The organism is uncultured Pseudacidovorax sp. (genome assembly GCF_913773995.1).
GTDB lineage: Bacteria > Pseudomonadota > Gammaproteobacteria > Burkholderiales > Burkholderiaceae_C > Xenophilus.
The window spans coordinates 1-20,869 of sequence record NZ_CAJYES010000108.1 but is presented as its reverse complement, the minus strand read 5'-3'; the positions used below and the strand labels follow the sequence as shown (position 1 = coordinate 20,869).

The window sequence follows — 20,869 nt, the reverse complement described above, 5'->3', positions numbered from 1 at the left end:
GGCCGCCTGGGACACCGTGCCGCAGGTCGCGCCGCTGTACTGGACCTTCCGGATCATGGTCGCGCTGGGCCTGTTTTTCATCGTGCTCACGGCCGCCTTCTTCTGGCTATCGGCGCGGCGCCGGCTGGAGGCGCATCCCTGGTTGCTGAAGGTGGCGGTGTGGGCGATCCCGCTGCCGTGGATCGCCGCCGAATGCGGCTGGTTCGTGGCCGAGTTCGGGCGCCAGCCCTGGATCATCGAAGGCGTGCTGCCCACGGGCGTGGCCGTCTCCAACCTGGGCGCCGGCACCGTGCTGGCCACGCTGCTGGGCTTCGTGGCCATCTACAGCGTGCTGCTCGTCATCGAGATGAAGCTGATGCTCAAGTCCATCCGCAAGGGGCCGCAGGAGCATCCCGTGCCGCCGCCGGCCGCGCTCCGCGCCGAGGCTGCCCCCGAACTCGCGCTGGTGCGCTGATCACCGCAGGAGCCGCATCATGATCCTTCACGAACTCATTTCCTACGACGTCCTGCGCCTCATCTGGTGGGCCTTGCTGGGCGTGCTGCTGGTGGGCTTCGCGCTCACCGACGGCTTCGACCTCGGCAGCGCCATGCTGCTGCCCTTCGTCGGCCGCGACGACACCGAGCGCCGCGTGGTCATCAACAGCATCGGCCCGGTGTGGGAAGGCAACCAGGTCTGGCTGATCCTGGGCGGCGGCGCCATCTTCGCCGCCTGGCCGCACATCTATGCCGTGTCCTTCTCGGGCTTCTACCTGGCCATGTTCGCCATCCTGGTGGCGCTGATCCTGCGGCCGTTGGGCTTCAAGTTCCGCAGCAAGAAGGACGACCCGGCGTGGCGCTCGCGCTGGGACTGGGCGCTCTTCGTCGGCGGCTTCGTGCCCGCGCTGATCTTCGGCGTGGCATTGGGCAATGTGCTGCAGGGCGTGCCCTTCCGCTTCAGCGACGACATGCGCATCTTCTACGAGGGCAGCTTCCTCGGCCTGCTCAATCCCTATGCGCTGCTGGCGGGCGTGCTGTCGGTGGCGATGCTGGCGATGCACGGCGCGGCCTGGCTGCAGCTGAAGACCGGCGGCGCCGTGGCCGAGCGGGCACGGCGCATCGGTATCGTGGCCGCACCGCTGACAGCCCTGCTGTATGCGATGGCTGGCCTGCTGCTGGCGCGCTTCGTGGGCGGCTATGAGATCACCAGCCCCATCAACGCGGTCGGCCCCTCCGCACCGCTGCTGAAGACGGTGGCGGTGGGGCAGGGCGCCTGGTTCGCCAACTATGCGGCGCATCCGGCGCTGTGGCTGGTGCCGGCGCTGGGCGTGGCGGGCGCGTTGCTCGCTGCGCTGTTCTTCATGGCCCGGCGCGAGTTGCCGGCACTGCTGGCCAGCGGCCTCGCCATCGCCGGCGTGATCGTCAGCGTGGGCGTGTCGATGTTCCCCTTCCTGCTGCCCTCGTCGCTGGACCCGCGCGCCAGCCTGACGGTGTGGGACGCCTCGTCCAGCCACCTCACGCTCTTCATCATGCTGGTGTGCACGCTGGTGTTCATGCCGATCATCCTGGCCTACACGAGCTGGGTGTTCTCGGTGATGCGCGGCAAGGTCGATCCCGATGCGATCCGCGAGGAGCGTGGGCACGCCTACTGAGCGTGCCCGCGCTGCGTTTCAACAACACGAAGGAACAACACCATGTGGTATTTCTCCTGGCTCCTCGGCCTGCCGCTCGCGGCGGCCTTCGCCGTGCTCAACGCGATGTGGTTCGAGCTGATGGAAGACGAGGCGATCCGGCATGACAAGCTCGACCCACCGGGTGCCTCGCCCGGCTGAGATGCGGTGAACGCGACGCCGGCTGCCCGGTCAGCGGACCCCAGCCGGCTCTGCCATCAGCGCGCAGAAGCGCGCCATGTCCACGTTGCCGCCGCTCAGGATCACCCCCACGCGCTGGCCGCGCAGCGCGTCCTTCATGGCCCGCGCCGCCGCAAAGGCGAGGCAGCCGGTGGGCTCGACCACCAGCTTCATGCGCGTGAAGAAGAAGCGCATGGCCTCGACCAACTGTGCGTCGGTGGCGATGAGGATGTCGTCGACGTCGCGGCGGATGATGGCGAAGGTGTAGGCGCCCAGGTGCTGCGTCTGCGCGCCGTCGGCGATGGTGCGGGGCGTGTCGATGTGCACGATGCGGCCGGCGCGCAGCGACTGCTGGCCGTCGTTGCCGGCTTCGGGCTCCACGCCGTAGACCCTGCATTGGGGTGACAGCGCCCGCGCCGCAAGCGCCGAGCCCGACAGCAGGCCGCCGCCACCCAGGCAGACGAACAGCGCATCGAGCGGCCCCGTGTCTTCGATCAGCTCCTTGACGGCCGTGCCCTGGCCGGCGAGTACGTCCGGGTGGTCGTATGGCGGGATCAACGTCATGCCGCGTTGCTCGGCCAGGCCGCGGGCCAGCTGCTCGCGGTCCTGCGTGTAGCGGTCGTAGGTGATGACCTCGCCGCCGTAGCCGCGGGTCGCGGCGATCTTGGCGGCCGGGGCGTCCTCTGGCATCAGGATGGCGGCCGGCATGCCCAGTTCGCGCGCGGCCAGTGCCACGGCCTGCGCATGATTGCCCGAGGAGAAGGCCGCGACGCCGGCGCGGCGCTGCGCGGCGTCCAGCTTCGACAACGCGCTGAAGGCACCCCGGAACTTGAAGGCACCCATGCGCTGGAGGTTCTCGCACTTGAAGAAGACCTGCGCGCCGAGTTCGGCGTCCGCGGTGCGTGAGCGCATCACCGGCGTGCGGTGGGCGTGGCCGTCGATCCGCGCGGCCGCAGCGGCCACATCGTCATAGGTGGGAAGGGTCAGCTCGGTCATGCACCGGAGCATGCCACGCCGGACCGCGCAGGAGCCGGAACAGATCGAAGGGCACGGCAGCAGAACAGGCCGACGGTCCCGCCGGCCGGATCGCACGTGCCGCGGCGGCTATGATTTTTCGATGCCCTGCGCCCGCTGCCATCATCTGCCGATCCGTCTCCGCGCATGGCGCCCAGGCCGCTGATGGGCGCGCGCTGCGTCATGATCCTCGGCACCACCAGTGGTGCCGGCAAGAGCTGGCTGGCCACCGCGCTGTGCCGCTGGTACGCCCGGCAGGGCCTGCGGGTGGCGCCCTTCAAGGCGCAGAACATGAGCAACAACGCCCGCGTGGTGCCTGCCCGCACCGACGCGGACCACGGTGGCGAGATCGGCAGCGCCCAGTATTTCCAGGCCCTGGCCGCCCGTGCCGTGCCCGACGTGCGCATGAACCCGCTGCTGCTCAAGCCCGAGCGCGACACCGCCAGCCAGGTGATCCTGATGGGCGAGGTGCACGAGGCGCTGACGCGCACGCCATGGCGGGAGCGCAGCGCCGTCGTCTGGCCGCGTATCGCCGAAGCCTTCGACAGCCTCGCGGCCGACCACGACGTGGTGGTGCTCGAAGGCGCGGGCTCCCCGGCCGAGATCAACCTGATGGCCAGCGACATCGTCAACCTTCGCATGGCCCGCCATGCCGATGCGCGCTGCCTGCTGGTGACCGACATCGACCGCGGCGGTGCCTTCGCGCATCTCTACGGCACCTGGGCATTGATGCCCGAGGCTGACCGCACCCGCCTGGCCGGCTTCGTGCTCAATCGCTTCCGCGGCGATGCGTCGCTGCTGGCACCCGGCCCCGAGCAGTTGCAGGGCCTCACCGGCGTGCCCACCGTTGCCACGCTGCCCATGTGGTGGCAGCACGGTCTGCCGGAGGAAGACGGCGTGTTCGACGACCGGCCGAGCGGTGATCGCGTGGCGGGCGCTATCACGGTGGCGGTGGTGGCCTATCCCCGCATCAGCAACCTCGACGAATTCCAGCCGCTCAAGAAGGTGCCGGGCCTGCGGCTCGTCTGGGCCCGCACGCCCGAGGCGCTGGCGGGCGTCGACTGGATCGTGCTGCCCGGCTCCAAGGCCACGGCCAGCGATCTGGCGTGGCTGCGAGCGCAGGGGCTGGACCGGGCGATCGCCGCGCATGCCTCGGCGGGCGGCCGCGTGTTGGGCATCTGCGGCGGCCTGCAGATGCTGGGTGAGGCGCTGGTCGATCCGCATGGCATCGACGGCAATGCGCCCGGTCTCGGGCTGCTGCCGCTAGTCACGGTGTTCGCGCGCGAGAAGACGGTGCGCCTGCGCCGCACGCGCTTCGAGGCCGTCGGCGGCCCCTGGTCAGCCTTGGCGCAGGTGCCGCTGGCAGGCTACGAGATCCACCACGGCCAGACCGGCGTGCATCCGCAACTGGCGACGCAGGGCCGGGCCGTGCTGCCCGATGGCCTGGGCTGGCAGAGCACCGCGGGCAACGTGCTGGGCCTTTACCTGCACGGCCTGTTCGAGGATGCGGGCGTGGTGCGCGCGCTGTTCGGTGCGCAGGTGCCCACGCTGGATGCCACCTTCGACGGATTGGCCGACTACATCGACCGACACTTCGCGCCCGGCGTGCTGGCCGGGTTGATCGATCCGTGAACCTGCAGGGGCCTTGGCCGCGCACGGCGCCCATGCCGGACACGGACGGCGGCGCCTGCGGCCATCGCCCTTGAAACCGATATGACCTTCTCACCAGACTCCTTGCTGCAGGACCTCGACCTGCCCCCCGTTGCCGACCTGCATGACGCCGGGCTGGCCGAACGTCTGCAGGCAGCCATCGACAACAAGACCAAGCCTCTGGGCGCCCTCGGCCGGCTGGAGGCTCTGGCACTACGCGTGGGCCTGATCCTGGGCAGCACCTCGCCCAAGCTGCAGCAACCCCAGGTGCTGGTTTGCGCCGCCGACCATGGTCTCGCGCAGCAGGGCGTGTCGGCCTATCCGGCCGACGTGACCTGGCAGATGGTCCACAACTTCCTGGCCGGCGGTGCGGCCGTGAGCGTCCTGGCACGCCAGCACGGGCTGGCGCTCACCGTCGTGGACTGCGGCGTGCGCCAGGCCTTCGACCCTGCGCCGGGCCTGCTCTCGCGCCGCGTCGGCGCCGGCACGGCCGATGCCTCGCAAGGCCCTGCCATGACGTCGCAGCAATGCGCGCAGGCCATCGCCAACGGCCGCGAGGTGGTGCGCGGCCTGCCCGGCAATGCACTGCTGCTGGGCGAGATGGGCATCGGCAACAGCTCCGCCGCGGCACTGCTGCTGGCGCGCCTGACGGGCGCCGACATAGACGCCTGCACCGGCCCCGGCACCGGCCTCGATGCCGCCGGCCTGGCCCGCAAGCGCGCCGTGCTCCGCCAGGTGCTGACGCGGCATGCCGATGCGCAGGGGCCGCTGGCGGCACTGTGCGCCTTCGGCGGCTTCGAGATCGCGACGCTGGCCGGCGCCGTGCTGCAGGCGGCCGAGGAGCGGCGGGTGATCGTGGTCGATGGCTTCATCGCCAGCGCCGCCGTGCTGGTGGCGCAGGGCCTGCGGCCGCAGGTCGTGCAGCGCTGTGTCGCGGCTCATGGCTCGGCCGAACCGGGACATGCGCGCCTGCTGCAGGCGCTGGAGCTTCAGCCCTTGCTGGACCTGGGCCTGCGCCTGGGTGAAGGCTCGGGCGCCGCTCTGGCCTGGCCGCTGCTCGAATCGGCCTGCCGCATCCTCGGCGAGATGGCCAGCTTCGAATCGGCCGGCGTCTCGCGCCAGTCGGACTGACGGGGCGATGAGCGGCCTTCGGCATTTCCTTCTGGCGCTGCAGTTCTTCACCCGCATCCCGGTCACGGGGCGGCTCGCGGCCTGGGTGGGCTACAGCCCGCAGATGCTGCGGGCCAGCGCCGCGCACTTTCCAGGCATCGGCTGGGTGGTCGGATTGATCGCGGCCATGGTGTTCGCGCTGGGTCTCGCCGGCCTGCGCGGGCCCATGGGCGCTTTGGCTGCCGCCGTGCTGGCCACGGCCGTGACGGTCTGGACGACCGGCGGGTTCCACGAGGACGGACTGGCCGACACGGCGGATGGGCTCGGTGGTTCGGCGCAGCGCGAGCGCGCGTTGGAGATCATGAAGGACTCGCGCATCGGCAGCTTCGGTGCGCTGGCGCTGGTGCTGGCACTGGGGCTCAAGGCGGCGCTGCTCGCCACGCTGGCGGAGCAGGGTGCGTCGGCGGCGGTGGCTTCGCTGCTGGCGGCGCATGTGCTGTCGCGGCTGGCGCCCCTGTTCATCATCCGCGCGCTGCCGCATGTGGGCGACAGCGTGACCTCCAAATCCAAGCCGCTGGCCGATGCCTTGCCGGCCGGGACACTGGCGGTGGGCTTGGTCTGGTCCGCGCCTGCCGCCCTGTTGCTGCTGGCCGCCCAGGGTCTGCTGCACGGACTGGCCGCGCTGCTGCTGGGCGCGGCCGCGGCGGCGTGGATGTTCCGCCTGCTGCGGCGCCGGCTCGGCGGCTTCACCGGCGACGGCCTGGGTGCGACGCAGCAGCTGTGCGAGCTGGCGATCTACCTGGCGCTGGCATGGCGGCCCTGGTGAGCCCGCTCGAGTCCATGACGCCCGCGCTGTGGTTGATGCGGCATGCGCGGGTGCTCGTCGCGCCGGGCCTGTGCTACGGCGTCACTGAGGTCGACGCCGATCCGTTGGCCACGCAGGAAGCCGCTCAGGAGGCGGCGAGCCGGCTGCCCAAGGACCTGGCGGTTCGCTGCTCGCCCGCCCGGCGCTGCCAAGACCTGGCGCGGGCCCTTCACGCGCTGCGTCCGGACCTCGTCGCCCGCACCGACCTGCGCCTGGCCGAGATGGACTTCGGCGCCTGGGAGGGCCGGCAGTGGGCGGACATCGGCCGGCAGGCCTTGGAGACGTGGACCCAGGACTTCGGCGAGACGCCGCCGGGGCTGCATGGCGAGAGCGTGCATCGCTTCCTGGACCGCATCGGGTCTGCCTGGGACGAATGGCGACTCGGCGGCCAGGCGGAGCTGTGGATCACCCATGCCGGCGTGATCCGTGCGGTCGAGCTGCTGAGCCACGGCCGGCGGCGCATCGCCATTGCCGCGGACTGGCCCGCGACGCCGGTGGAGTTCGGCCGCTGCACGATGCTTCGCGTGACGACGGGCGATGACGGAGAGGGCCGGCCAGGGCCTGTCGCAGCGACTCGGGGGCCGCTGCACGGCTGATGCCGGCGGCGCGCCTGATGCTCACGGCGGGCCGTTTCTTCTCCTGCGGCTCAGCGTCCGGCCCAGAACGCCTTCTGCATCGCCACCGTCTCCTCCGCGATCTCCGGCACCGGCCCGATCAGCTCGACCGGCTTCTGGCAATGGTCGAAGACATAGCGCGAAGGCACGCTCATCGTCGGGTTCTCGGCATGGTCGCCCGTGGCCTCGAGCAATTGGTGCTCGGTCATGCCGAACACCACGCGGCCGATGTTGGCCCAGTAGGCGGTACCGGCGCACATGCAGCACGGCTCTACCGCGGTGTAGAGCGTGCAGCTCCACATGAACTCGGGCGTGAAATTGGTGGCCGCCACGCGCGCCAGCGTGGACTCGGCATGGTTGACCGTGTCGATGTTGCATTGCTCCAGCAGCACCGTCTCCTGGTCCGGGCCAACCAGGACCGCACCGAAGGGATGGTGGCCTAGCGCCATGGCACGGCGCGCCACCTCGTTGGAGCGGCGCAGGTGGCGCAGGATCTGTTCATGCGTGGGCGCAAGGCCCTGGGGCGGGTAGGTGGGCACGGTGGTATCGGTCATGGCAGCAGGGCTTCGAGTTCGGGCAGCAGGAGATCGGTTAGGGCCCGCGGGGCGGCCAGTTGCGGCACATGGCCGCAGGGCAGGGTGAGGCGGCGGGCGCCGGGGCTGAGCTGCTGCATGCGTTCCTGAAGCGGGTGGTAGACCGACTGGTCGTCCAGGCATTCCACGTAGAAGCGCGGCGCGCGGCCGAATCGTCCGGCGCTCAGCCGGTTGACCATGGCGCGTCCGCCTTCGGGCTGCGGGCGCAGCAGCGCGGCGGCCTGTGCGGCGGCAGCGGGCTCGCAGTCGTGGACGAAGCAGCGCAGCGCGCCTTCGGCGGGCACGCGGCTGGCGCTGCGGTCGGCGTTCCATTGCAGCCAGGGCCCGATGCCGGAGAGGTCGCGGCCGGGCTGTTCGGCCTGCACCTGCCGCACCAGTTCCCCGAAGCCCATGCCGGAAGGCAACATCATCCCGGCCAGGTAGACCAGGGCGGCCACGCGCTGGGGCAGCGCCTCGGCCACCTGCGAGGCGGTGATGCCGCCACCGCTGTGGCCCAGCACCACGGCCGGCTCGCCCAGAGCCTCGATCACGCCCGCCACATGGGCGGTGTAGGTGTCCAGGCCGGCGGGCGCATCGCCCAGCGGCGGCCAGCCGTTGCCGGGCAGGTCGACGGCATGTGGCTGCCAGCCGCGTTCGCGCAGCAGGGGCAGCCAGGCGTCGAAGGCCCAGGCGCCCTGCCAGGCGCCGTGGATGAGGACGATGTGGCGGGTCATGGCGACGGTCGTCGGGTGAAAGGGCGGGTGGACGTGGCTGTGTGGATCAGCTGGTTGAGAAAGGCGCCCGGCGCTACTTCGTGGCGGGCGCCGGCGTCTTCGGCTTGAAGTCACAGTAGGCCGCCACGGCGCATTCCCAGCAGCGCGGCTTGCGCGCCACGCACACGTAGCGGCCATGCAGGATCAGCCAGTGGTGGGCATGCAGCCGGTATTCGACCGGCACGCGCTTGCCCAGCTTGAGTTCCACCGCCAGCGGCGTCTTGCCCGGCGCCAGGCCGGTGCGGTTGCTGACGCGGAAGATGTGTGTGTCCACCGCGATGGTGGGCTCGCCGAAGGCCACGTTGAGCACCACGTTGGCCGTCTTGCGGCCCACGCCGGGCAGGGCCTCCAGCGCCTCGCGGCTGCGCGGCACCTCGCCGCCGTGCTGCTCCACCAGCATGCGGCAGGTTTCCATCAGGTGGCGGGCCTTGCTGCGGTACAGGCCGATGGTCTTGATGTAGCCCTCCAGGCCTTCGAGGCCCAGGTCCAGGATGGCCTGCGGCGTGTTGGCCACGGGATAGAGCTTGCGCGTGGCCTTGTTGACGCCGACGTCGGTGGCCTGGGCCGACAGCAGCACGGCGGCCAGCAACTCGAAGGGGGTGGTGTATTCCAGCTCGGTGGCGGGCGCCGGGTTGGCGGCCTGGAGCGTGGCGAAGAAGGGACCGATGTCGGCGACTTTCATGGGGCGGCGATTATGGGGCGCCGCCCCGCGGGTCGGAGGCAGGGTCAGCGCAGGAAGACCTTCTGCATGAACTGGGCCACCGGCACCTGCATGGCCGCCTGGACGCGGGGCGGCAGCTCCAGCGGACGCATCAGCATCTTGAGGGTGGGGCCGACTTCGAGGTTCGTGCGGATCACGCGGTTCAGGTCCTGGCTGACCTGGCGCAGGTACCGGGGATCGTGGCCCTGTGCAGGAGCCCGGGCAGGCGCGATGTGGCGGATGGCGCAGTCGGCGTCCTCGCTCTTGAGTTCCAGCGTGCGTTTGGCCACCGTGCCGAAGACGCGCGCCCGGCCCAGCCGCTCCTGCTCGCGGTAGCGCCGGTAGTAGCGGTAGAAGTGCTTGTAGTGGTTGACTTCGTCCGCCGCGATGCGCGTAGCCAGGTCGTGGAAGACCGGCTCGCGGGTGAAGCGCGCCAGGGCCTTGTAGTAGGTGGCGGTGCCGGTCTCGACGACACAGCGGGCCGACATCTCCAGGCCGCGCGTGGGGGCCAGCAACTCCACTTTGCAGTAGGTGGCGTATTCGGCCAGGAAGGCGTCGTAGGCCGGCTGCCAGTCGAAGTCGGGCCACACATGCTCCACGTAGGCGCGCAGTGCGCTGCCGTGCTGCAACTCTTCGGGCTCCCACTGGCTGCGCAGCCAGCCGGCCACTTCGTCGTCGCCCTCGAAATAATCGATCAGGTTGCGGGTGTAGAGATCGGAGCCGCTCTCGATGAAGGAGGCGGAGCAGGCCAGGTAGAAGAGGGTGTCGTCGCCACGCGCCTTGTCGATGTCGACGCGCGAGAAGTCGAGGTCGTCGAGGGTCCAGTGCGATTTGGTGTGCGCGTCCAGCATGGGTTCTCCTGGCAACCGCGGAAGCGGCCACGGTGGTGGTCTCGTACCCTATGGCTTTTACCGATTTTTTTCAGTAGGAAATCGTCACGAACGGCGCCGTTTTTGCAGGTATCGCGTCCGCATGCTGACGTGAACGTGACCAGAGCGCTTGCCGTCCCCTTGCCCGGCGCCGGCCATACCCCCCAAACCTATAATCGATTGTTCTGCGAAATCAGGCACTTGGGCCGGCCATCGGGGCCTGCATCAGGCGCCCCCAAGCCGCGGCGCACCGCGGTACAGAGCGACCACACCACATGAGCCAGCCCACCTTCACGGTTGCGGACATCCGCAAGACCTTCCTCGACTTCTTCGAATCCAAGGGCCACACCGTGGTCGCGTCCAGCCCGCTGGTGCCGGGCAACGACCCGACGCTGATGTTCACCAACTCGGGCATGGTGCAGTTCAAGGACGTGTTCCTGGGCGAGGACAAGCGGCCCTACGTGCGCGCCGCGTCGGTGCAGGCCTGCCTGCGCGCCGGCGGCAAGCACAACGACCTGGAGAACGTGGGTTACACCGCCCGCCACCACACCTTCTTCGAGATGCTGGGCAACTGGAGCTTCGGCGACTACTTCAAGCGCGAGTCGCTCAAGTGGGGCTGGGAGCTGCTGACGCAGGTCTTCAAGCTGCCCGCCGAGAAGCTGCTGGCTACCGTCTACATCGACGACGACGAGGCCTACGACATCTGGACCAAGGAGATCGGCCTGCCGCCCGAGCGTGTGATCCGCATCGGCGACAACAAGGGCGGCAAGTACAAGTCCGACAACTTCTGGATGATGGCCGACACCGGTCCCTGCGGTCCCTGCTCCGAGATCTTCTACGACCACGGCGCGCACATCCCCGGCGGCCCTCCGGGCAGCCCCGAGGAAGACGGCGACCGCTTCATCGAGATCTGGAACCACGTGTTCATGCAGTTCGACATGAAGGAGGACGGCAGCGTCGTGAAACTGCCCGCGCCCTGCGTGGACACCGGCATGGGCCTGGAGCGCCTGGCGGCCATCCTGCAGCACGTGCACAGCAACTACGAGATCGACATCTTCGACGCGCTGATCAAGGCCGCCGCGCGCGAGACCGCCTGCACCGACCTCGCCAATCCCTCGCTCAAGGTCATCGCCGACCATATCCGCGCCACCTCCTTCCTGGTGAGCGACGGCGTGGTGCCCAGCAACGAAGGCCGCGGCTACGTGCAGCGCCGCATCATCCGCCGTGCCATCCGCCACGGCTACAAGCTGGGCCAGAAGAAGCCCTTCTTCCACAAGCTGGTGGCCGATCTCGTCACGCTGATGGGCGCGGCCTATCCGCGCCTGCAGGCCCAGGCCCAGCACATCACCGACACGCTCAAGGCCGAGGAAGAGCGCTTCTACGAGACGCTGGCCAACGGCATGGACATCCTGGACACGGCCCTGGCCGGCGGCCAGAAGGCTCTGCCGGGCGAGGTCGCCTTCAAGCTGCACGACACCTACGGCTTCCCGCTGGACCTGACGCAGGACGTCTGCCGCGAGCGCGACGTCACGGTTGACGAGGCCGGCTTCGATGCCGCCATGGAGCGCCAGAAGGCCGCCGGTCGCGCTGCCGGCAAGTTCAAGATGGAGCGCGCGGTCGATTACGCCGGCGCCGGCAACGTCTTCACCGGCTACGAGCACCTGCAGGAGGCCGCCAAGGTGGTCGCGCTCTACCACGAAGGCGCTGCCGTGCAGCAGCTGGCCCAGGGCCAGGCCGGCATCGTGGTGCTCGACACCACGCCCTTCTATGCCGAAAGCGGCGGCCAGGTCGGCGACCAGGGCCTGATCACGGCCGAGGGCGTGGTCTTCGGCGTGCAGGACACGCAGAAGATCAAGGCCGACGTCTTCGGCCACCATGGCATGCAGACGCAGGGCACGCTCAAGGTCGGCGATGCCGTCACGGCTGCCGTCGACGGCGAGCGCCGCGCCTCCACCGCCCGCAACCACAGCGTCACCCACCTGATGCACAAGGCCCTGCGCGAAGTGCTGGGCACGCACGTGCAGCAGAAGGGCTCGCTGGTCGATGCCGACAAGACCCGCTTCGACTTCGCCCACAACGCACCCGTGACGGCCGTGCAGATCACCGAGATCGAGCAGCGCGTCAACGCCGAGGTGCTGGCCAACGCCGCCACGCACGCCCGGGTGCTGCCGCTCGAAGAAGCCCAGAAGACCGGCGCCATGATGCTGTTCGGCGAGAAGTACGGCGAGACCGTGCGCGTGCTGGACATCGGCAGCAGCCGCGAACTGTGCGGCGGCACGCATGTGCAGCGCACCGGCGACATCGGCCTGTTCAAGATCGTCAGCGAATCGGGCGTGGCCGCTGGGGTGCGCCGAGTGGAGGCCGTGACTGGCCTGAACGCTTTGGCCTATCTGCAGGGCCTGGAAGGCACCGTGCAGAGCGTGGCCGCCACGCTCAAGACCCCGGCCACCGATGTGCAGCCGCGCCTGGCGCAAGTGCTCGATCAGGTTCGTGCGCTGGAGAAGGAGATCGGCGCGCTCAAGGGCAAGCTGGCCTCCAGCCAGGGCGACGAACTGGCGGGCTCGGCCGTCGAGGTCAAGGGCGTGAAGGTGCTGGCCGCCAAGCTGGATGGCGCCGATGCCAAGACGTTGCGCGACACCATGGACCAGCTCAAGAACAAGCTCAAGAGCGCCATCGTCGTGCTGGCCGCCGTCGATGGCGCCAAGGTGCAGATCGCTGCGGGCGTCACGGCCGACCTGACGGCCAAGGCCAAGGCCGGCGAGCTGGTCAACTTCGTCGCCCAGCAGGTGGGTGGCAAGGGCGGCGGCAAGGCCGACATGGCCATGGCCGGCGGCAGCGACGCGGCTGCCGTGCCGCAGGCCCTGGCCTCGGTGCAGGGCTGGGTGGCCGAGCGGCTCTGACCGGCACCCTCGCCGGGGCATCGCTCATTCGAAGCAGATGAACGTGCCGGTCGCCGCCCAGCCGCCCGTGCCGGGCGAGGTGCTGGTCATGGGCGCCGGTGCCGTCGGCTGTTACGTCGGCGGCTGCCTGGCCGCCGCAGGCGTGCCGGTGACCTTCGTCGGCCGGCCGCGCGTGGTGGAGGCGCTGGCGGCCATGGGGCTCACGCTGACCGATCGCGATGGCGGGCGCCGCGTCGTTGGCGCGTCCCAGTTGCGCCTGGCCCAGGCCGTTCCGGCCGGTTCGCGGCCCGCTCTGGTGCTGCTCGCGGTCAAGGGCGGCGCCACGGCGCAGGCGGCGGCCGAACTGTCCGCGGGCCTGCCGCACGGCACGCCCGTGCTCTCGCTTCAGAACGGCATCGGCAACGACCGCGTGGTGCAGGAAGCGGCACCTGCGCTGCATGCCTTGCCGGGCATGGTTCCCTACAACATCGCAGAGCTGGCGCCCGGCGCGTACCACCGCGGCACGCCCGGTCGGCTGGTGGCGCTGGACGATGCGGCGCTGCGGCTCTGGCTGCCGGTCTTCGAGGCGGCGGGCGTGCCGCTGGACCTGCATGCGGACATGGCCGGTGTGCAGTGGGGCAAGCTGCTGCTCAACCTCAACAACCCCGTCAACGCGCTCTCCGGCCTGCCGCTGCGCGATGAGCTGCTGGACCGCGGCTTCCGCCGCTGCTTCGCCGCGCTGATCGACGAAGCGCTGTCCGTGCTGCGCGCCGCCGGCATCGAGCCGGCGCAGATGACAGCGGTGCCGGCGCACCGGCTTCCCGGACTGCTGCGCCTGCCGGACTGGCTGTTCCGACGCGTGGCGGCGCCCATGCTCAAGGTCGACGCCAAGGCGCGCTCCAGTATGGCCGACGACGTCGCTATGGGCCGCCGCACCGAGGTCGATGCGCTGTGCGGGGCCGTCGTGCGACTCGCCCGCCGCCACGGCCTGGATGCGCCGCGCAATGCCCGTATGGTCGCGCTGATGGATGGCGGCTGGCCGGCGCCGCCGCCGCGCATGGACTCGAGCCGGTTGCAGCAGGCTCTGGGGCTTTGAAGGCGCTCAGCGCCGCGCCACCAGCGCGCCCAGCACCGCCCTGAGCGTCGCGACCGCGGCATCCCGTCCGGCCGCCTCGCCGGCCATCTGCGCCCGCACGATGGCGCCATCGAAGGCCATGGCCGCGGCGTCGGCCAGCAGGCCCTGCGTGGGCCCTTCCGGCAACAGCTGTGCAATCACCTGCGTCATCTCCGCCTTGTGGGCCTGGACCACCGCCGTGGCTTCGGGCATCGAAGGACCCAGCTCGACCACGGTGTTGATGAAGGCGCAGCCGCGGAAGTCCGGCTGCGCGCACCATTCGGCCAGCACGTCGGCCAGCAGCATCAGGTGGGCGCTGCCGGTCGCGGCCCCTGCAGCGCCATGCCGGCCCAGCGCGTCGATGAACCAGGCCATCCAGCGTGCATGCCGGTGGTCGAGGAAGGCGCGCACCAGCGCATCCTTGCTCTGAAAGTGCCGGTAGAAGGTGAGCTTGGCCACGCCAGACTCGGCGATCAGCCGGTCGACGCCGGTGGCGCGGATGCCATCGCGGTAGAACAGGTCGTGGGCGGTCGAGAGGATGCGTTCGCGCGCAGGCAGCTCGGAATCCTGGGGGGCAGGGGAGGGCATGCCGCCATTGTAGACAGGTCTGTCTACATGCAGTATCGTGCGACCGCCGATGTAGACAGGTCTGTCTACATCGGCCGCTTTCCACCCTTGCCACCCCAGGAGCCTGACTCTGATGACCGACACCCGCCCGCCCCTGCCGCCCTTCACGATCGAATCCGCCACCCAGAAGGTGCGCGGCGCCGAGGACGCCTGGAACTCCCGCGATCCCGACCGGGTGGCCCAGGTCTACACCGTGGACACCGTCTGGCGCAACCGCACCGAATTCCCCGTTGGGCGCGAGGCCGCGCGCGCCTTCCTGCAGCGCAAGTGGGCGCGCGAACTCGACTACCGGCTGATCAAGGGCCTGTGGGCGTTCGAAGGCAATCGCATCGCGGTGCGCTTCGCCTACGAATGGCACGACGACTCGGGCCACTGGTACCGCAGCTATGGCAACGAGAACTGGGAATTCAACGCCCAGGGCCTGATGCAGCGCCGCTTTGCCAGCATCAACGACCTGCCGATCGTCGAAAGCGACCGGCGCTTTCACTGGCCGCTGGGCCGGCGGCCCGAGGACCATCCGGGGCTGGAAGAGCTCGGCCTCTGAGGTGTGCGCCGCGCACCTTGCGGGCACGGCGGTTGCATGCGGAAGGTGCATGGCTGTGCACGACCCTGGCGCCTTCGCGGGCGCCCCTTCTCCGATGGACCTGGGCGACGGGGCGCCCTGGCACCGCCGCCTGGGCCTGCTGCTGGAGTCCACCGGCGAGGGCATCTTCGGCATCGACCTGGACGGCCACTGCATGTTCATCAACCGGGCTGGCGCCGAGCTGCTGGGCCATGACGCCTCCGAGGTGCTGGGCCGCAACATGCACGAGCTCACACACCACTCGCACCCCGACGGCTCGGCCTATGCCGACACCGACTGCCCCATCTTCAACGCGTTCCGCCGTGGCCTGCCCTGCCGCATCGACAGCGAGGTGTTCTGGCGCCGTGACGGCAGCTGCTTTGCCGTCGAGTATTCCAGCTACCCCATCGTCGACGGCAAAACGGTGCGCGGGGCGGTCATCACCTTCGTGGACATCACCGAGCGCAAGCGCGCCGCCCAGGCGATGCGCGAGTCGCGCGACGAGCTCGAGCGCCGCGTGGCCGAGCGCACGGCCGAACTCAGCGCCGCGCTGAGCCAGGTGCGCGCGCTGTCGGCCTGGATGGACTCGGTGCGCGAGGAGGAGCGCACGCGCATCGCGCGCGAAGTGCACGACGAGCTCGGCAGCCTGCTGGTGGGCATGAAGATGGATGTCGACTGGGTCAACCGCCGCCTGGGTGAGCAGAAGGCGCGCGAGCCGGCCGAGGCCGAAGCGATGCGCCTGCAACTTCGCGCCAAGTGCGACAACATGAGCCAGCTCATCGAGCGGGCCGTGGACAACGTGGGCCGCATCATCACCGACCTGCGGCCCAGCATCCTCGACCACCAGGGCCTGTGGGCCGCGCTGGAGTGGCAGGCCAACGAGTTCGTGCAGTCCGCCGAACTGGCCCTCGGCTGGCGCATGGCGGTGGACGACGCGCCTGACCTGCCCGAGCCCACGGCGATGGCAGTGTTCCGCATCTTCCAGGAGATGCTGAGCAACGTGGGCCGCCATGCCCGCGCCAGCCGCGTCGACATCGACATCCACGTGGCGAGCGACAGCCTGCACCTGATGGTGAGCGACGATGGCGTCGGCGCACCGGTGCAGGCCTTCCATGCGCCGGGCTCGTACGGCATCCGCGGCATGCGGGAGCGCGCGCTGCATTTCGGCGGCAGCGTGGACGTGCACAGCACGGTGGGGCAGGGCACGACGCTGCACCTGCGGATTCCGGCGCCATGACCGGTCCGGCCATCGCATCCCGTCCTGCCGCCGTCCGCGTGCTGATCGGCGACGACCACCGCATCGTGCGCGAAGGCTTGCGCCAGGTGCTGGGCGACCCGGCCAATGGCGCGCCCGAGATCGTGGTCGCCGCCGAGGCCGTGACGGGGCCCGAGGTGCTGACGCAGGTCGCGGCGCTCGGCGGGCGCGCCGGCATCGACCTGGTGCTGCTGGACATCGCGCTGCCGGGCCGCGACGGGCTCGACGTGCTGCAGGCGCTGCGGGCCGAGTGGCCCCAGCTCCCGGTGGTGATGATCTCCACCTACCCCGAGCGCCAGTACGCCGTGCGTTGCATCCGCCTGGGCGCGGCCGGCTACCTCAACAAGAGCGCCGATGCGGAGGAGATGGTGGCCGCCGTGCGCAAGGCGGCGACCGGTGGCATCTACGTGACGGCAGCCACCGCCGAGGCGCTGGCGGCGGCCGTGGGCCGGGGCGGTGCCGCCACCGAGGCCCTGTCGCACCGTGAGCACCAGGTCTTCCGCCTGCTCACGACCGGGCACAGCGTGAGCGAGATTGGTGCGCACCTGGGCCTGGCGCCCAACACCGTCAGCACCTACCGCGCGCGCATCCTCGAAAAGACGGGCACGAAGAACGACGTGGAGCTGGCGCTCTACGCCGAAAGGCTGGCGCAGGGCGGAAATCGGCCCTGAAGGCGATGCCCATGTAGTGGCGGCCCTACAGGGGCTCGACGTCATGGGCACGATTTGTCGAGGCAGCCGCGGTCCTGGCCCAATCCGGCCCGCGCGTTGCAAGGGCGAGGACATTCCATCAACGAGGTGAAGCATGTCCCGTCTGCCTGCCATCGACCGCCGTTCCGACCCCTACGACGCCGACCGTCCGCTGATGCTGCGCTGCGCCTGCGGCCAGGATCACGCCCCCGGCGACCATGCAAGCGCGGCCGCCGGTGTGGAAGAAGCCTCGCGCGACTTCGTCGAGGCCAGCCTGGTGAAGGCGCTGTTCCCGCACGAGCCGCTGCGGCGGCGCTTCCTGCAGGCCGTCGGCGCCAGCACCGCGCGTGCGGCCATCGCTTCGCTGCTGCCGGTCGCCTCGCTACAGGCCATGGCGCAGGAGCAACGCCCGCCCGAGAAGAAGGACCTCAAGATCGGCTTCATCGCCATCACCTGCGCCACGCCGCTGATCATGGCCGACCCGCTGGGCTTCTACAAAAAGGAAGGCCTCAACGTTCAATTGAACAAGACGGCCGGCTGGGCGCTCATCCGCGACAAGATGCTCAGCCGCGAGCACGACGCCAGCCACTTCCTGTCGCCCATGCCGCTGGCCATCAGCATGGGGCTGGGCTCCACGCAGGTGCCGATGAAGGTGGCGACCATCCAGAACACCAACGGCCAGGCCATCACCCTGCACGTCAAGCACAAGGACAAGCGCGATCCGAACCAGTGGAAGGGCATGAAGTTCGCGGTGCCCTTCGAATACAGCATGCACAACTTCCTGCTGCGCTACTACCTGGCGGAGCATGGCGTGAACCCCGACACCGACGTGCAGATCCGCGTCACGCCGCCGCCCGAGATGGTGGCCAACCTGCGCGCGGGCAACATCGACGGCTTCCTGGGGCCGGACCCGTTCAACCAGCGGGCGGTGTACGACGAGGTCGGCTTCATCCACATCCTGTCGAAGGAGATCTGGGACGGCCACCCGTGCTGCGCCTTCGGCGTGAGCGAGGCCTTCATCCAGCAGAACCCGGCCACCTTCGCGGCGCTGTACCGCGCCGTGATCAATGCCTCGTTCATGGCCAGCCAGCCCAAGGACCGCGAGCTGATCGCCAAGGTGATCGCGCCCACGCAGTACCTCAACCAGCCCGAGACGGTGATCGCGCAGGTGCTTACCGGCAAATACGCCGACGGGCTGGGCGCCGTGAAGAACGTGCCCGACCGCGCCAACTTCGACCCCGTGCCCTGGCAGAGCATGGCCGTGTGGATGCTCACGCAGATGAAGCGCTGGGGCTACGTGAAGGGCGAGATCGACTACCGCCAGATCGCCGAGAAGGTCTTCCTGCTGACGGATGCCAAGAAGCAGATGGCCGCCGCCGGCTGGAAGGCGCCGGAGGGCGCCTATCCGCGCTTCAAGGTGATGGGCAAGGAGTTCGACCCTGCCAAGCCCGAGGCGTACGTCAAGAGCTTCGCCATCACGAAGATGGCCTGAGGCGGGGACCGCCATGACCATGAACAGGACCTCGACCTCGCTCACCGTGCGTGCGGCCATCGTGTCGCTGCTGCTGCTCGTGCTCTTGCTTGCCGGCTGGCACATGGCCACCGCGCCGGTGGCCTCGTCGGGCAGCACTGCCGGCCTGACGCAGGAGCAGATCGACTACCTCAAGCTGATGGGCAAGGACCCGGCGGCGGGCGCCCAGAAGAGCAGCGGCTTTCCGACGCCCGCCCAGCTGGGCCGCACCATCATCCAGCAGCTGTCCGACCCCTTCTACGACAACGGGCCCAACGACAAGGGCATCGCCATCCAGCTCGGCTGGTCGCTGCTTCGCGTGGGCCTGGGTTTTGCCCTGGCCTGCGTGGTGGCGGTGCCGGCGGGCTTTCTCATCGGCATGTCGCCGCTGATGCGCAAGGCCTTCGACCCCTTCATCCAGGTGCTCAAGCCAATCTCGCCGCTGGCCTGGATGCCGCTGGCGCTCTACACCATCAAGGATTCGTCGGTGTCGGGCGTGTTCGTGATCTTCATCTGCTCGGTGTGGCCCATGCTGATCAACACCGCCTTCGGCGTGGCCTCGGTCAAGCGCGAGTGGCTCAACGTGGCCAGCACGCTGGAGGTGCGGCCCCTGCGCCGGGCGCTGCGGGTGATCCTGCCGGCGGCGGCGCCCACCATCTTCACCGGCATGCGCATCAGCATGGGCATCGCCTGGCTGGTGATCGTGGCGGCCGAGATGCTGGTGGGCGGCACCGGCATCGGCTACTTCCTGTGGAACGAATGGAACAACCTGTCGCTCACCCACGTGATCTTCGCCATCCTGCTGATCGGCGTGGTCGGCATGCTGCTGGACCTGGGCTTTGCGGCGCTGCAGAAGAAGGTGACCTATGTGGAGTGAGCCCGCCATGATGGCCATGCCCCCGGTCGAGGCCGGCCCCGTGGCGGCGGCGGCCGCCGCCCCGGCCGCGCCGTGTGCCGCTGCCGACTTTCTGCAGGTGCAGGGGCTGGGCCGCGTGTTCCAGCCCGGACGGCCGGTGTTCGCCGACGTCAGCTTCGGCGTCGCCCGCGGCGAATTCGTCTGCATCATCGGCCACTCCGGCTGCGGCAAGACCACCATCCTCAACGTGCTGGCCGGGCTGGACGAGGCCGACCAGGGCCACGTCTTCATGGACGGCCGCGAGGTGCGCGGGCCCAGCCTGGAGCGCGGCGTGGTGTTCCAGAGCCATGCGCTCATGCCCTGGCTGACGGTGCGCCGCAACATCGCCTTCGCCGTCGAGTCGCGCTGGCCGCAATGGCGCCGTTCGCAGGTGGCGGCGCACGTCGAGAAGTACGTGGCCCTGGTCGGCCTGTCGGCGGCGCTGGACAAGAAGCCGTCGCAGCTGTCGGGCGGCATGAAGCAGCGCGTGGGCATCGCCCGGGCCTTCGCCATCGAGCCCAAGATGCTGCTGCTGGACGAACCCTTCGGTGCGCTGGATGCGCTGACGCGCGGCACGATTCAGGACGAGCTGCTGGCCATCGTCCAGCGCACGCAGCAGACGGTGTTCATGATCACCCACGACGTGGACGAAGCCATCCTGCTGGCCGACCGCGTCCTGCTGATGCGCAACGGCGTCGAGCTGCCGGACGGCCAATGGCGGCCCGGCGGTATCGCCGAATCGGTGCAGGTGGCGCTGCCGCGCGAGCGCACGCGCGCCGGCCTGCACAGGCTGCCCGGCTACTACGAGCTGCGCAACCACATCGTCGATTTCCTGGTCAGCCGCGCGCACGCCGCATGACCCGGCCTTTTTTCCCCACCACGCTTCCACCCATTCAAGGAGCCATCGCATGAACCGCAACGACGTCACCGAAAAGATCATCACCACCAAGGTGTCCAAGGGCATCACCTGGGCCTCCGTGGCGGAGCAGGTGGGCCTGTCCAAGGAATGGGTCACGGCCGCCTGCCTGGGCCAGATGACGCTGGACGCGACACAGGCCGCGATGATCGGCGAGATCTTCGGCCTGAGTGCCGACGAGCAGAAGTGGCTGCAGGTGGTGCCCTACAAAGGCTCGCTGCCCACGGCCGTGCCCACCGATCCGCTGATCTACCGCTGGTATGAGATCGTCAACGTCTACGGCACCACCATCAAGGAGCTGATCCACGAGGAGTTCGGCGACGGGATCATGAGCGCCATCGACTTCAAGATGGACATCGTGCGCGAGCCCGACCCCAAGGGCGACCGCGTGAACGTGGTCCTGTCGGGCAAATTCCTGCCCTACAAGAC

At 69.7% G+C, this 20,869-nt stretch carries 22 protein-coding genes; 16 read left to right on the top strand and 6 right to left on the bottom strand.

The features are described from left to right. The 3 genes from QZ772_RS09380 to cydX form a co-directional block, all read left to right on the top strand. On the top strand, positions 1 to 454 hold a 454-nt coding region (locus QZ772_RS09380; RefSeq protein WP_295525116.1), incomplete at its 5' end, for a cytochrome ubiquinol oxidase subunit I. 19 nt (positions 455 to 473) lie between these two features. Continuing rightward, positions 474 to 1,628: a cytochrome d ubiquinol oxidase subunit II gene (gene cydB, locus QZ772_RS09375; RefSeq protein ID WP_295525114.1), complete on the top strand. Its 1,155-nt coding sequence runs from the start codon at positions 474 to 476 to the stop codon at positions 1,626 to 1,628. A gap of 42 nt (positions 1,629 to 1,670) precedes the next feature. Beyond that, the gene (cydX, locus tag QZ772_RS09370) at positions 1,671 to 1,808 is read left to right on the top strand and encodes a cytochrome bd-I oxidase subunit CydX (protein WP_295525112.1); all 138 of its coding nucleotides are present in this window, start codon (positions 1,671 to 1,673) and stop codon (positions 1,806 to 1,808) included. A gap of 30 nt (positions 1,809 to 1,838) precedes the next feature. Here cydX and QZ772_RS09365 read toward each other — a convergent pair whose 3' ends face one another. Further along, positions 1,839 to 2,822 (bottom strand): threo-3-hydroxy-L-aspartate ammonia-lyase, encoded by a 984-nt coding sequence (locus QZ772_RS09365; RefSeq protein ID WP_295525109.1) that lies wholly within the window; start codon positions 2,820 to 2,822, stop codon positions 1,839 to 1,841. Positions 2,823 to 3,005: 183 nt separating this feature from the next. Between QZ772_RS09365 and QZ772_RS09360 the strand changes: the two genes are divergently transcribed. The 4 genes from QZ772_RS09360 (at position 3,006) to QZ772_RS09345 (ending at position 7,061) form a co-directional block, all read left to right on the top strand. Beyond that, positions 3,006 to 4,472 (top strand): cobyric acid synthase, encoded by a 1,467-nt coding sequence (locus QZ772_RS09360; RefSeq protein ID WP_295525122.1) that lies wholly within the window; start codon positions 3,006 to 3,008, stop codon positions 4,470 to 4,472. Between the two features lie 81 nt (positions 4,473 to 4,553). Beyond that, on the top strand, positions 4,554 to 5,621 hold the full coding sequence (gene cobT, locus QZ772_RS09355; protein WP_295525106.1) for a nicotinate-nucleotide--dimethylbenzimidazole phosphoribosyltransferase: 1,068 nt from the start codon (positions 4,554 to 4,556) through the stop codon (positions 5,619 to 5,621). 7 nt (positions 5,622 to 5,628) lie between these two features. Further along, complete coding sequence (gene cobS / locus QZ772_RS09350) at positions 5,629 to 6,426, top strand: adenosylcobinamide-GDP ribazoletransferase (RefSeq protein WP_295525104.1); 798 nt, start codon at positions 5,629 to 5,631, stop codon at positions 6,424 to 6,426. Then, positions 6,411 to 7,061 carry a histidine phosphatase family protein gene (locus QZ772_RS09345; RefSeq protein ID WP_295525102.1) on the top strand — a complete coding sequence of 217 codons (651 nt, stop codon included), beginning with the start codon at positions 6,411 to 6,413 and terminating at the stop codon, positions 7,059 to 7,061. The genes cobS and QZ772_RS09345 overlap by 16 nt, the downstream gene beginning before the upstream one ends. A 50-nt stretch (positions 7,062 to 7,111) precedes the next feature. Here the strand turns inward: QZ772_RS09345 and QZ772_RS09340 are convergent, their stop codons facing one another. The 4 genes from QZ772_RS09340 to QZ772_RS09325 form a co-directional block, all read right to left on the bottom strand. Continuing rightward, positions 7,112 to 7,633, bottom strand: a complete 522-nt coding sequence (locus tag QZ772_RS09340) for a nucleoside deaminase (protein ID WP_295525099.1) — start codon at positions 7,631 to 7,633, stop codon at positions 7,112 to 7,114. Next, positions 7,630 to 8,385 (bottom strand): alpha/beta hydrolase, encoded by a 756-nt coding sequence (locus QZ772_RS09335; RefSeq protein WP_295525096.1) that lies wholly within the window; start codon positions 8,383 to 8,385, stop codon positions 7,630 to 7,632. Before QZ772_RS09335 ends, QZ772_RS09340 begins: the two co-directional genes overlap by 4 nt. Positions 8,386 to 8,458: 73 nt before the next feature. Continuing rightward, positions 8,459 to 9,106, bottom strand: a complete 648-nt coding sequence (gene nth, locus QZ772_RS09330; protein WP_294369450.1) for an endonuclease III — start codon at positions 9,104 to 9,106, stop codon at positions 8,459 to 8,461. Positions 9,107 to 9,150: 44 nt separating this feature from the next. Continuing rightward, positions 9,151 to 9,975: a ferritin-like domain-containing protein gene (locus tag QZ772_RS09325; RefSeq protein ID WP_295525092.1), complete on the bottom strand. Its 825-nt coding sequence runs from the start codon at positions 9,973 to 9,975 to the stop codon at positions 9,151 to 9,153. Between the two features lie 293 nt (positions 9,976 to 10,268). Between QZ772_RS09325 and alaS the strand changes: the two genes are divergently transcribed. Both alaS and QZ772_RS09315 read left to right on the top strand, forming a co-directional pair. Then, positions 10,269 to 12,893: an alanine--tRNA ligase gene (gene alaS, locus QZ772_RS09320; RefSeq protein ID WP_295525090.1), complete on the top strand. Its 2,625-nt coding sequence runs from the start codon at positions 10,269 to 10,271 to the stop codon at positions 12,891 to 12,893. 88 nt (positions 12,894 to 12,981) lie between these two features. Further along, a complete protein-coding gene (locus tag QZ772_RS09315; RefSeq protein WP_295525120.1) occupies positions 12,982 to 13,968 on the top strand; it encodes a 2-dehydropantoate 2-reductase in 987 nt (328 codons plus the stop codon). A gap of 6 nt (positions 13,969 to 13,974) precedes the next feature. On the opposite strand, the gene QZ772_RS09310 is transcribed toward QZ772_RS09315, so the two are convergent. Beyond that, positions 13,975 to 14,574, bottom strand: a complete 600-nt coding sequence (locus QZ772_RS09310) for a TetR/AcrR family transcriptional regulator (protein WP_295525088.1) — start codon at positions 14,572 to 14,574, stop codon at positions 13,975 to 13,977. Positions 14,575 to 14,686: 112 nt separating this feature from the next. Between QZ772_RS09310 and QZ772_RS09305 the strand changes: the two genes are divergently transcribed. The 7 genes from QZ772_RS09305 to cynS all read left to right on the top strand — a co-directional run. After that, positions 14,687 to 15,157 (top strand): nuclear transport factor 2 family protein, encoded by a 471-nt coding sequence (locus tag QZ772_RS09305; protein WP_295525085.1) that lies wholly within the window; start codon positions 14,687 to 14,689, stop codon positions 15,155 to 15,157. 94 nt (positions 15,158 to 15,251) lie between these two features. Then, positions 15,252 to 16,412, top strand: coding sequence for a PAS domain-containing sensor histidine kinase (locus tag QZ772_RS09300; protein ID WP_295525118.1), 1,161 nt, complete (start codon positions 15,252 to 15,254; stop codon positions 16,410 to 16,412). Beyond that, on the top strand, positions 16,409 to 17,101 hold the full coding sequence (locus QZ772_RS09295) for a response regulator transcription factor (RefSeq protein WP_295525082.1): 693 nt from the start codon (positions 16,409 to 16,411) through the stop codon (positions 17,099 to 17,101). The genes QZ772_RS09300 and QZ772_RS09295 overlap by 4 nt, the downstream gene beginning before the upstream one ends. Before the next feature lie 133 nt (positions 17,102 to 17,234). Continuing rightward, entirely contained in the window at positions 17,235 to 18,611 is a 1,377-nt protein-coding gene (locus QZ772_RS09290; RefSeq protein WP_295525080.1) for a CmpA/NrtA family ABC transporter substrate-binding protein, read from the top strand. A 13-nt stretch (positions 18,612 to 18,624) separates the two neighbouring features. Continuing rightward, positions 18,625 to 19,506: a nitrate ABC transporter permease gene (gene ntrB / locus QZ772_RS09285; protein ID WP_295525077.1), complete on the top strand. Its 882-nt coding sequence runs from the start codon at positions 18,625 to 18,627 to the stop codon at positions 19,504 to 19,506. A gap of 7 nt (positions 19,507 to 19,513) precedes the next feature. Continuing rightward, the gene (locus tag QZ772_RS09280; RefSeq protein WP_295525074.1) at positions 19,514 to 20,383 is read left to right on the top strand and encodes an ABC transporter ATP-binding protein; all 870 of its coding nucleotides are present in this window, start codon (positions 19,514 to 19,516) and stop codon (positions 20,381 to 20,383) included. Between the two features lie 49 nt (positions 20,384 to 20,432). Beyond that, the coding region (gene cynS / locus QZ772_RS09275) for a cyanase (RefSeq protein ID WP_295525071.1) at positions 20,433 to 20,869 on the top strand (437 nt) is incomplete at its 3' end.

Excerpts from the sequence above, each read along its gene's own strand:
- ntrB (WP_295525077.1), top strand. The coding sequence starts at position 18,625 with ATGACCATGAACAGGACCTCGACCTCGCTCACCGTGCGTGCGGCCATC.
- QZ772_RS09335 (WP_295525096.1), bottom strand. The coding sequence starts at position 8,385 with ATGACCCGCCACATCGTCCTCATCCACGGCGCCTGGCAGGGCGCCTGG.
- QZ772_RS09295 (WP_295525082.1), top strand. The coding sequence starts at position 16,409 with ATGACCGGTCCGGCCATCGCATCCCGTCCTGCCGCCGTCCGCGTGCTG.
- QZ772_RS09290 (WP_295525080.1), top strand. The coding sequence starts at position 17,235 with ATGTCCCGTCTGCCTGCCATCGACCGCCGTTCCGACCCCTACGACGCC.
- cydB (WP_295525114.1), top strand. The coding sequence starts at position 474 with ATGATCCTTCACGAACTCATTTCCTACGACGTCCTGCGCCTCATCTGG.
- QZ772_RS09280 (WP_295525074.1), top strand. The coding sequence starts at position 19,514 with ATGATGGCCATGCCCCCGGTCGAGGCCGGCCCCGTGGCGGCGGCGGCC.
- cydX (WP_295525112.1), top strand. The coding sequence starts at position 1,671 with ATGTGGTATTTCTCCTGGCTCCTCGGCCTGCCGCTCGCGGCGGCCTTC.
- QZ772_RS09300 (WP_295525118.1), top strand. The coding sequence starts at position 15,252 with ATGGACCTGGGCGACGGGGCGCCCTGGCACCGCCGCCTGGGCCTGCTG.
- cobS (WP_295525104.1), top strand. The coding sequence starts at position 5,629 with ATGAGCGGCCTTCGGCATTTCCTTCTGGCGCTGCAGTTCTTCACCCGC.
- QZ772_RS09345 (WP_295525102.1), top strand. The coding sequence starts at position 6,411 with ATGGCGGCCCTGGTGAGCCCGCTCGAGTCCATGACGCCCGCGCTGTGG.
- QZ772_RS09315 (WP_295525120.1), top strand. The coding sequence starts at position 12,982 with ATGGGCGCCGGTGCCGTCGGCTGTTACGTCGGCGGCTGCCTGGCCGCC.
- QZ772_RS09340 (WP_295525099.1), bottom strand. The coding sequence starts at position 7,633 with ATGACCGATACCACCGTGCCCACCTACCCGCCCCAGGGCCTTGCGCCC.
- QZ772_RS09325 (WP_295525092.1), bottom strand. The coding sequence starts at position 9,975 with ATGCTGGACGCGCACACCAAATCGCACTGGACCCTCGACGACCTCGAC.
- QZ772_RS09305 (WP_295525085.1), top strand. The coding sequence starts at position 14,687 with ATGACCGACACCCGCCCGCCCCTGCCGCCCTTCACGATCGAATCCGCC.
- cobT (WP_295525106.1), top strand. The coding sequence starts at position 4,554 with ATGACCTTCTCACCAGACTCCTTGCTGCAGGACCTCGACCTGCCCCCC.
- QZ772_RS09310 (WP_295525088.1), bottom strand. The coding sequence starts at position 14,574 with ATGCCCTCCCCTGCCCCCCAGGATTCCGAGCTGCCTGCGCGCGAACGC.
- QZ772_RS09365 (WP_295525109.1), bottom strand. The coding sequence starts at position 2,822 with ATGACCGAGCTGACCCTTCCCACCTATGACGATGTGGCCGCTGCGGCC.
- nth (WP_294369450.1), bottom strand. The coding sequence starts at position 9,106 with ATGAAAGTCGCCGACATCGGTCCCTTCTTCGCCACGCTCCAGGCCGCC.
- QZ772_RS09360 (WP_295525122.1), top strand. The coding sequence starts at position 3,006 with ATGGGCGCGCGCTGCGTCATGATCCTCGGCACCACCAGTGGTGCCGGC.
- alaS (WP_295525090.1), top strand. The coding sequence starts at position 10,269 with ATGAGCCAGCCCACCTTCACGGTTGCGGACATCCGCAAGACCTTCCTC.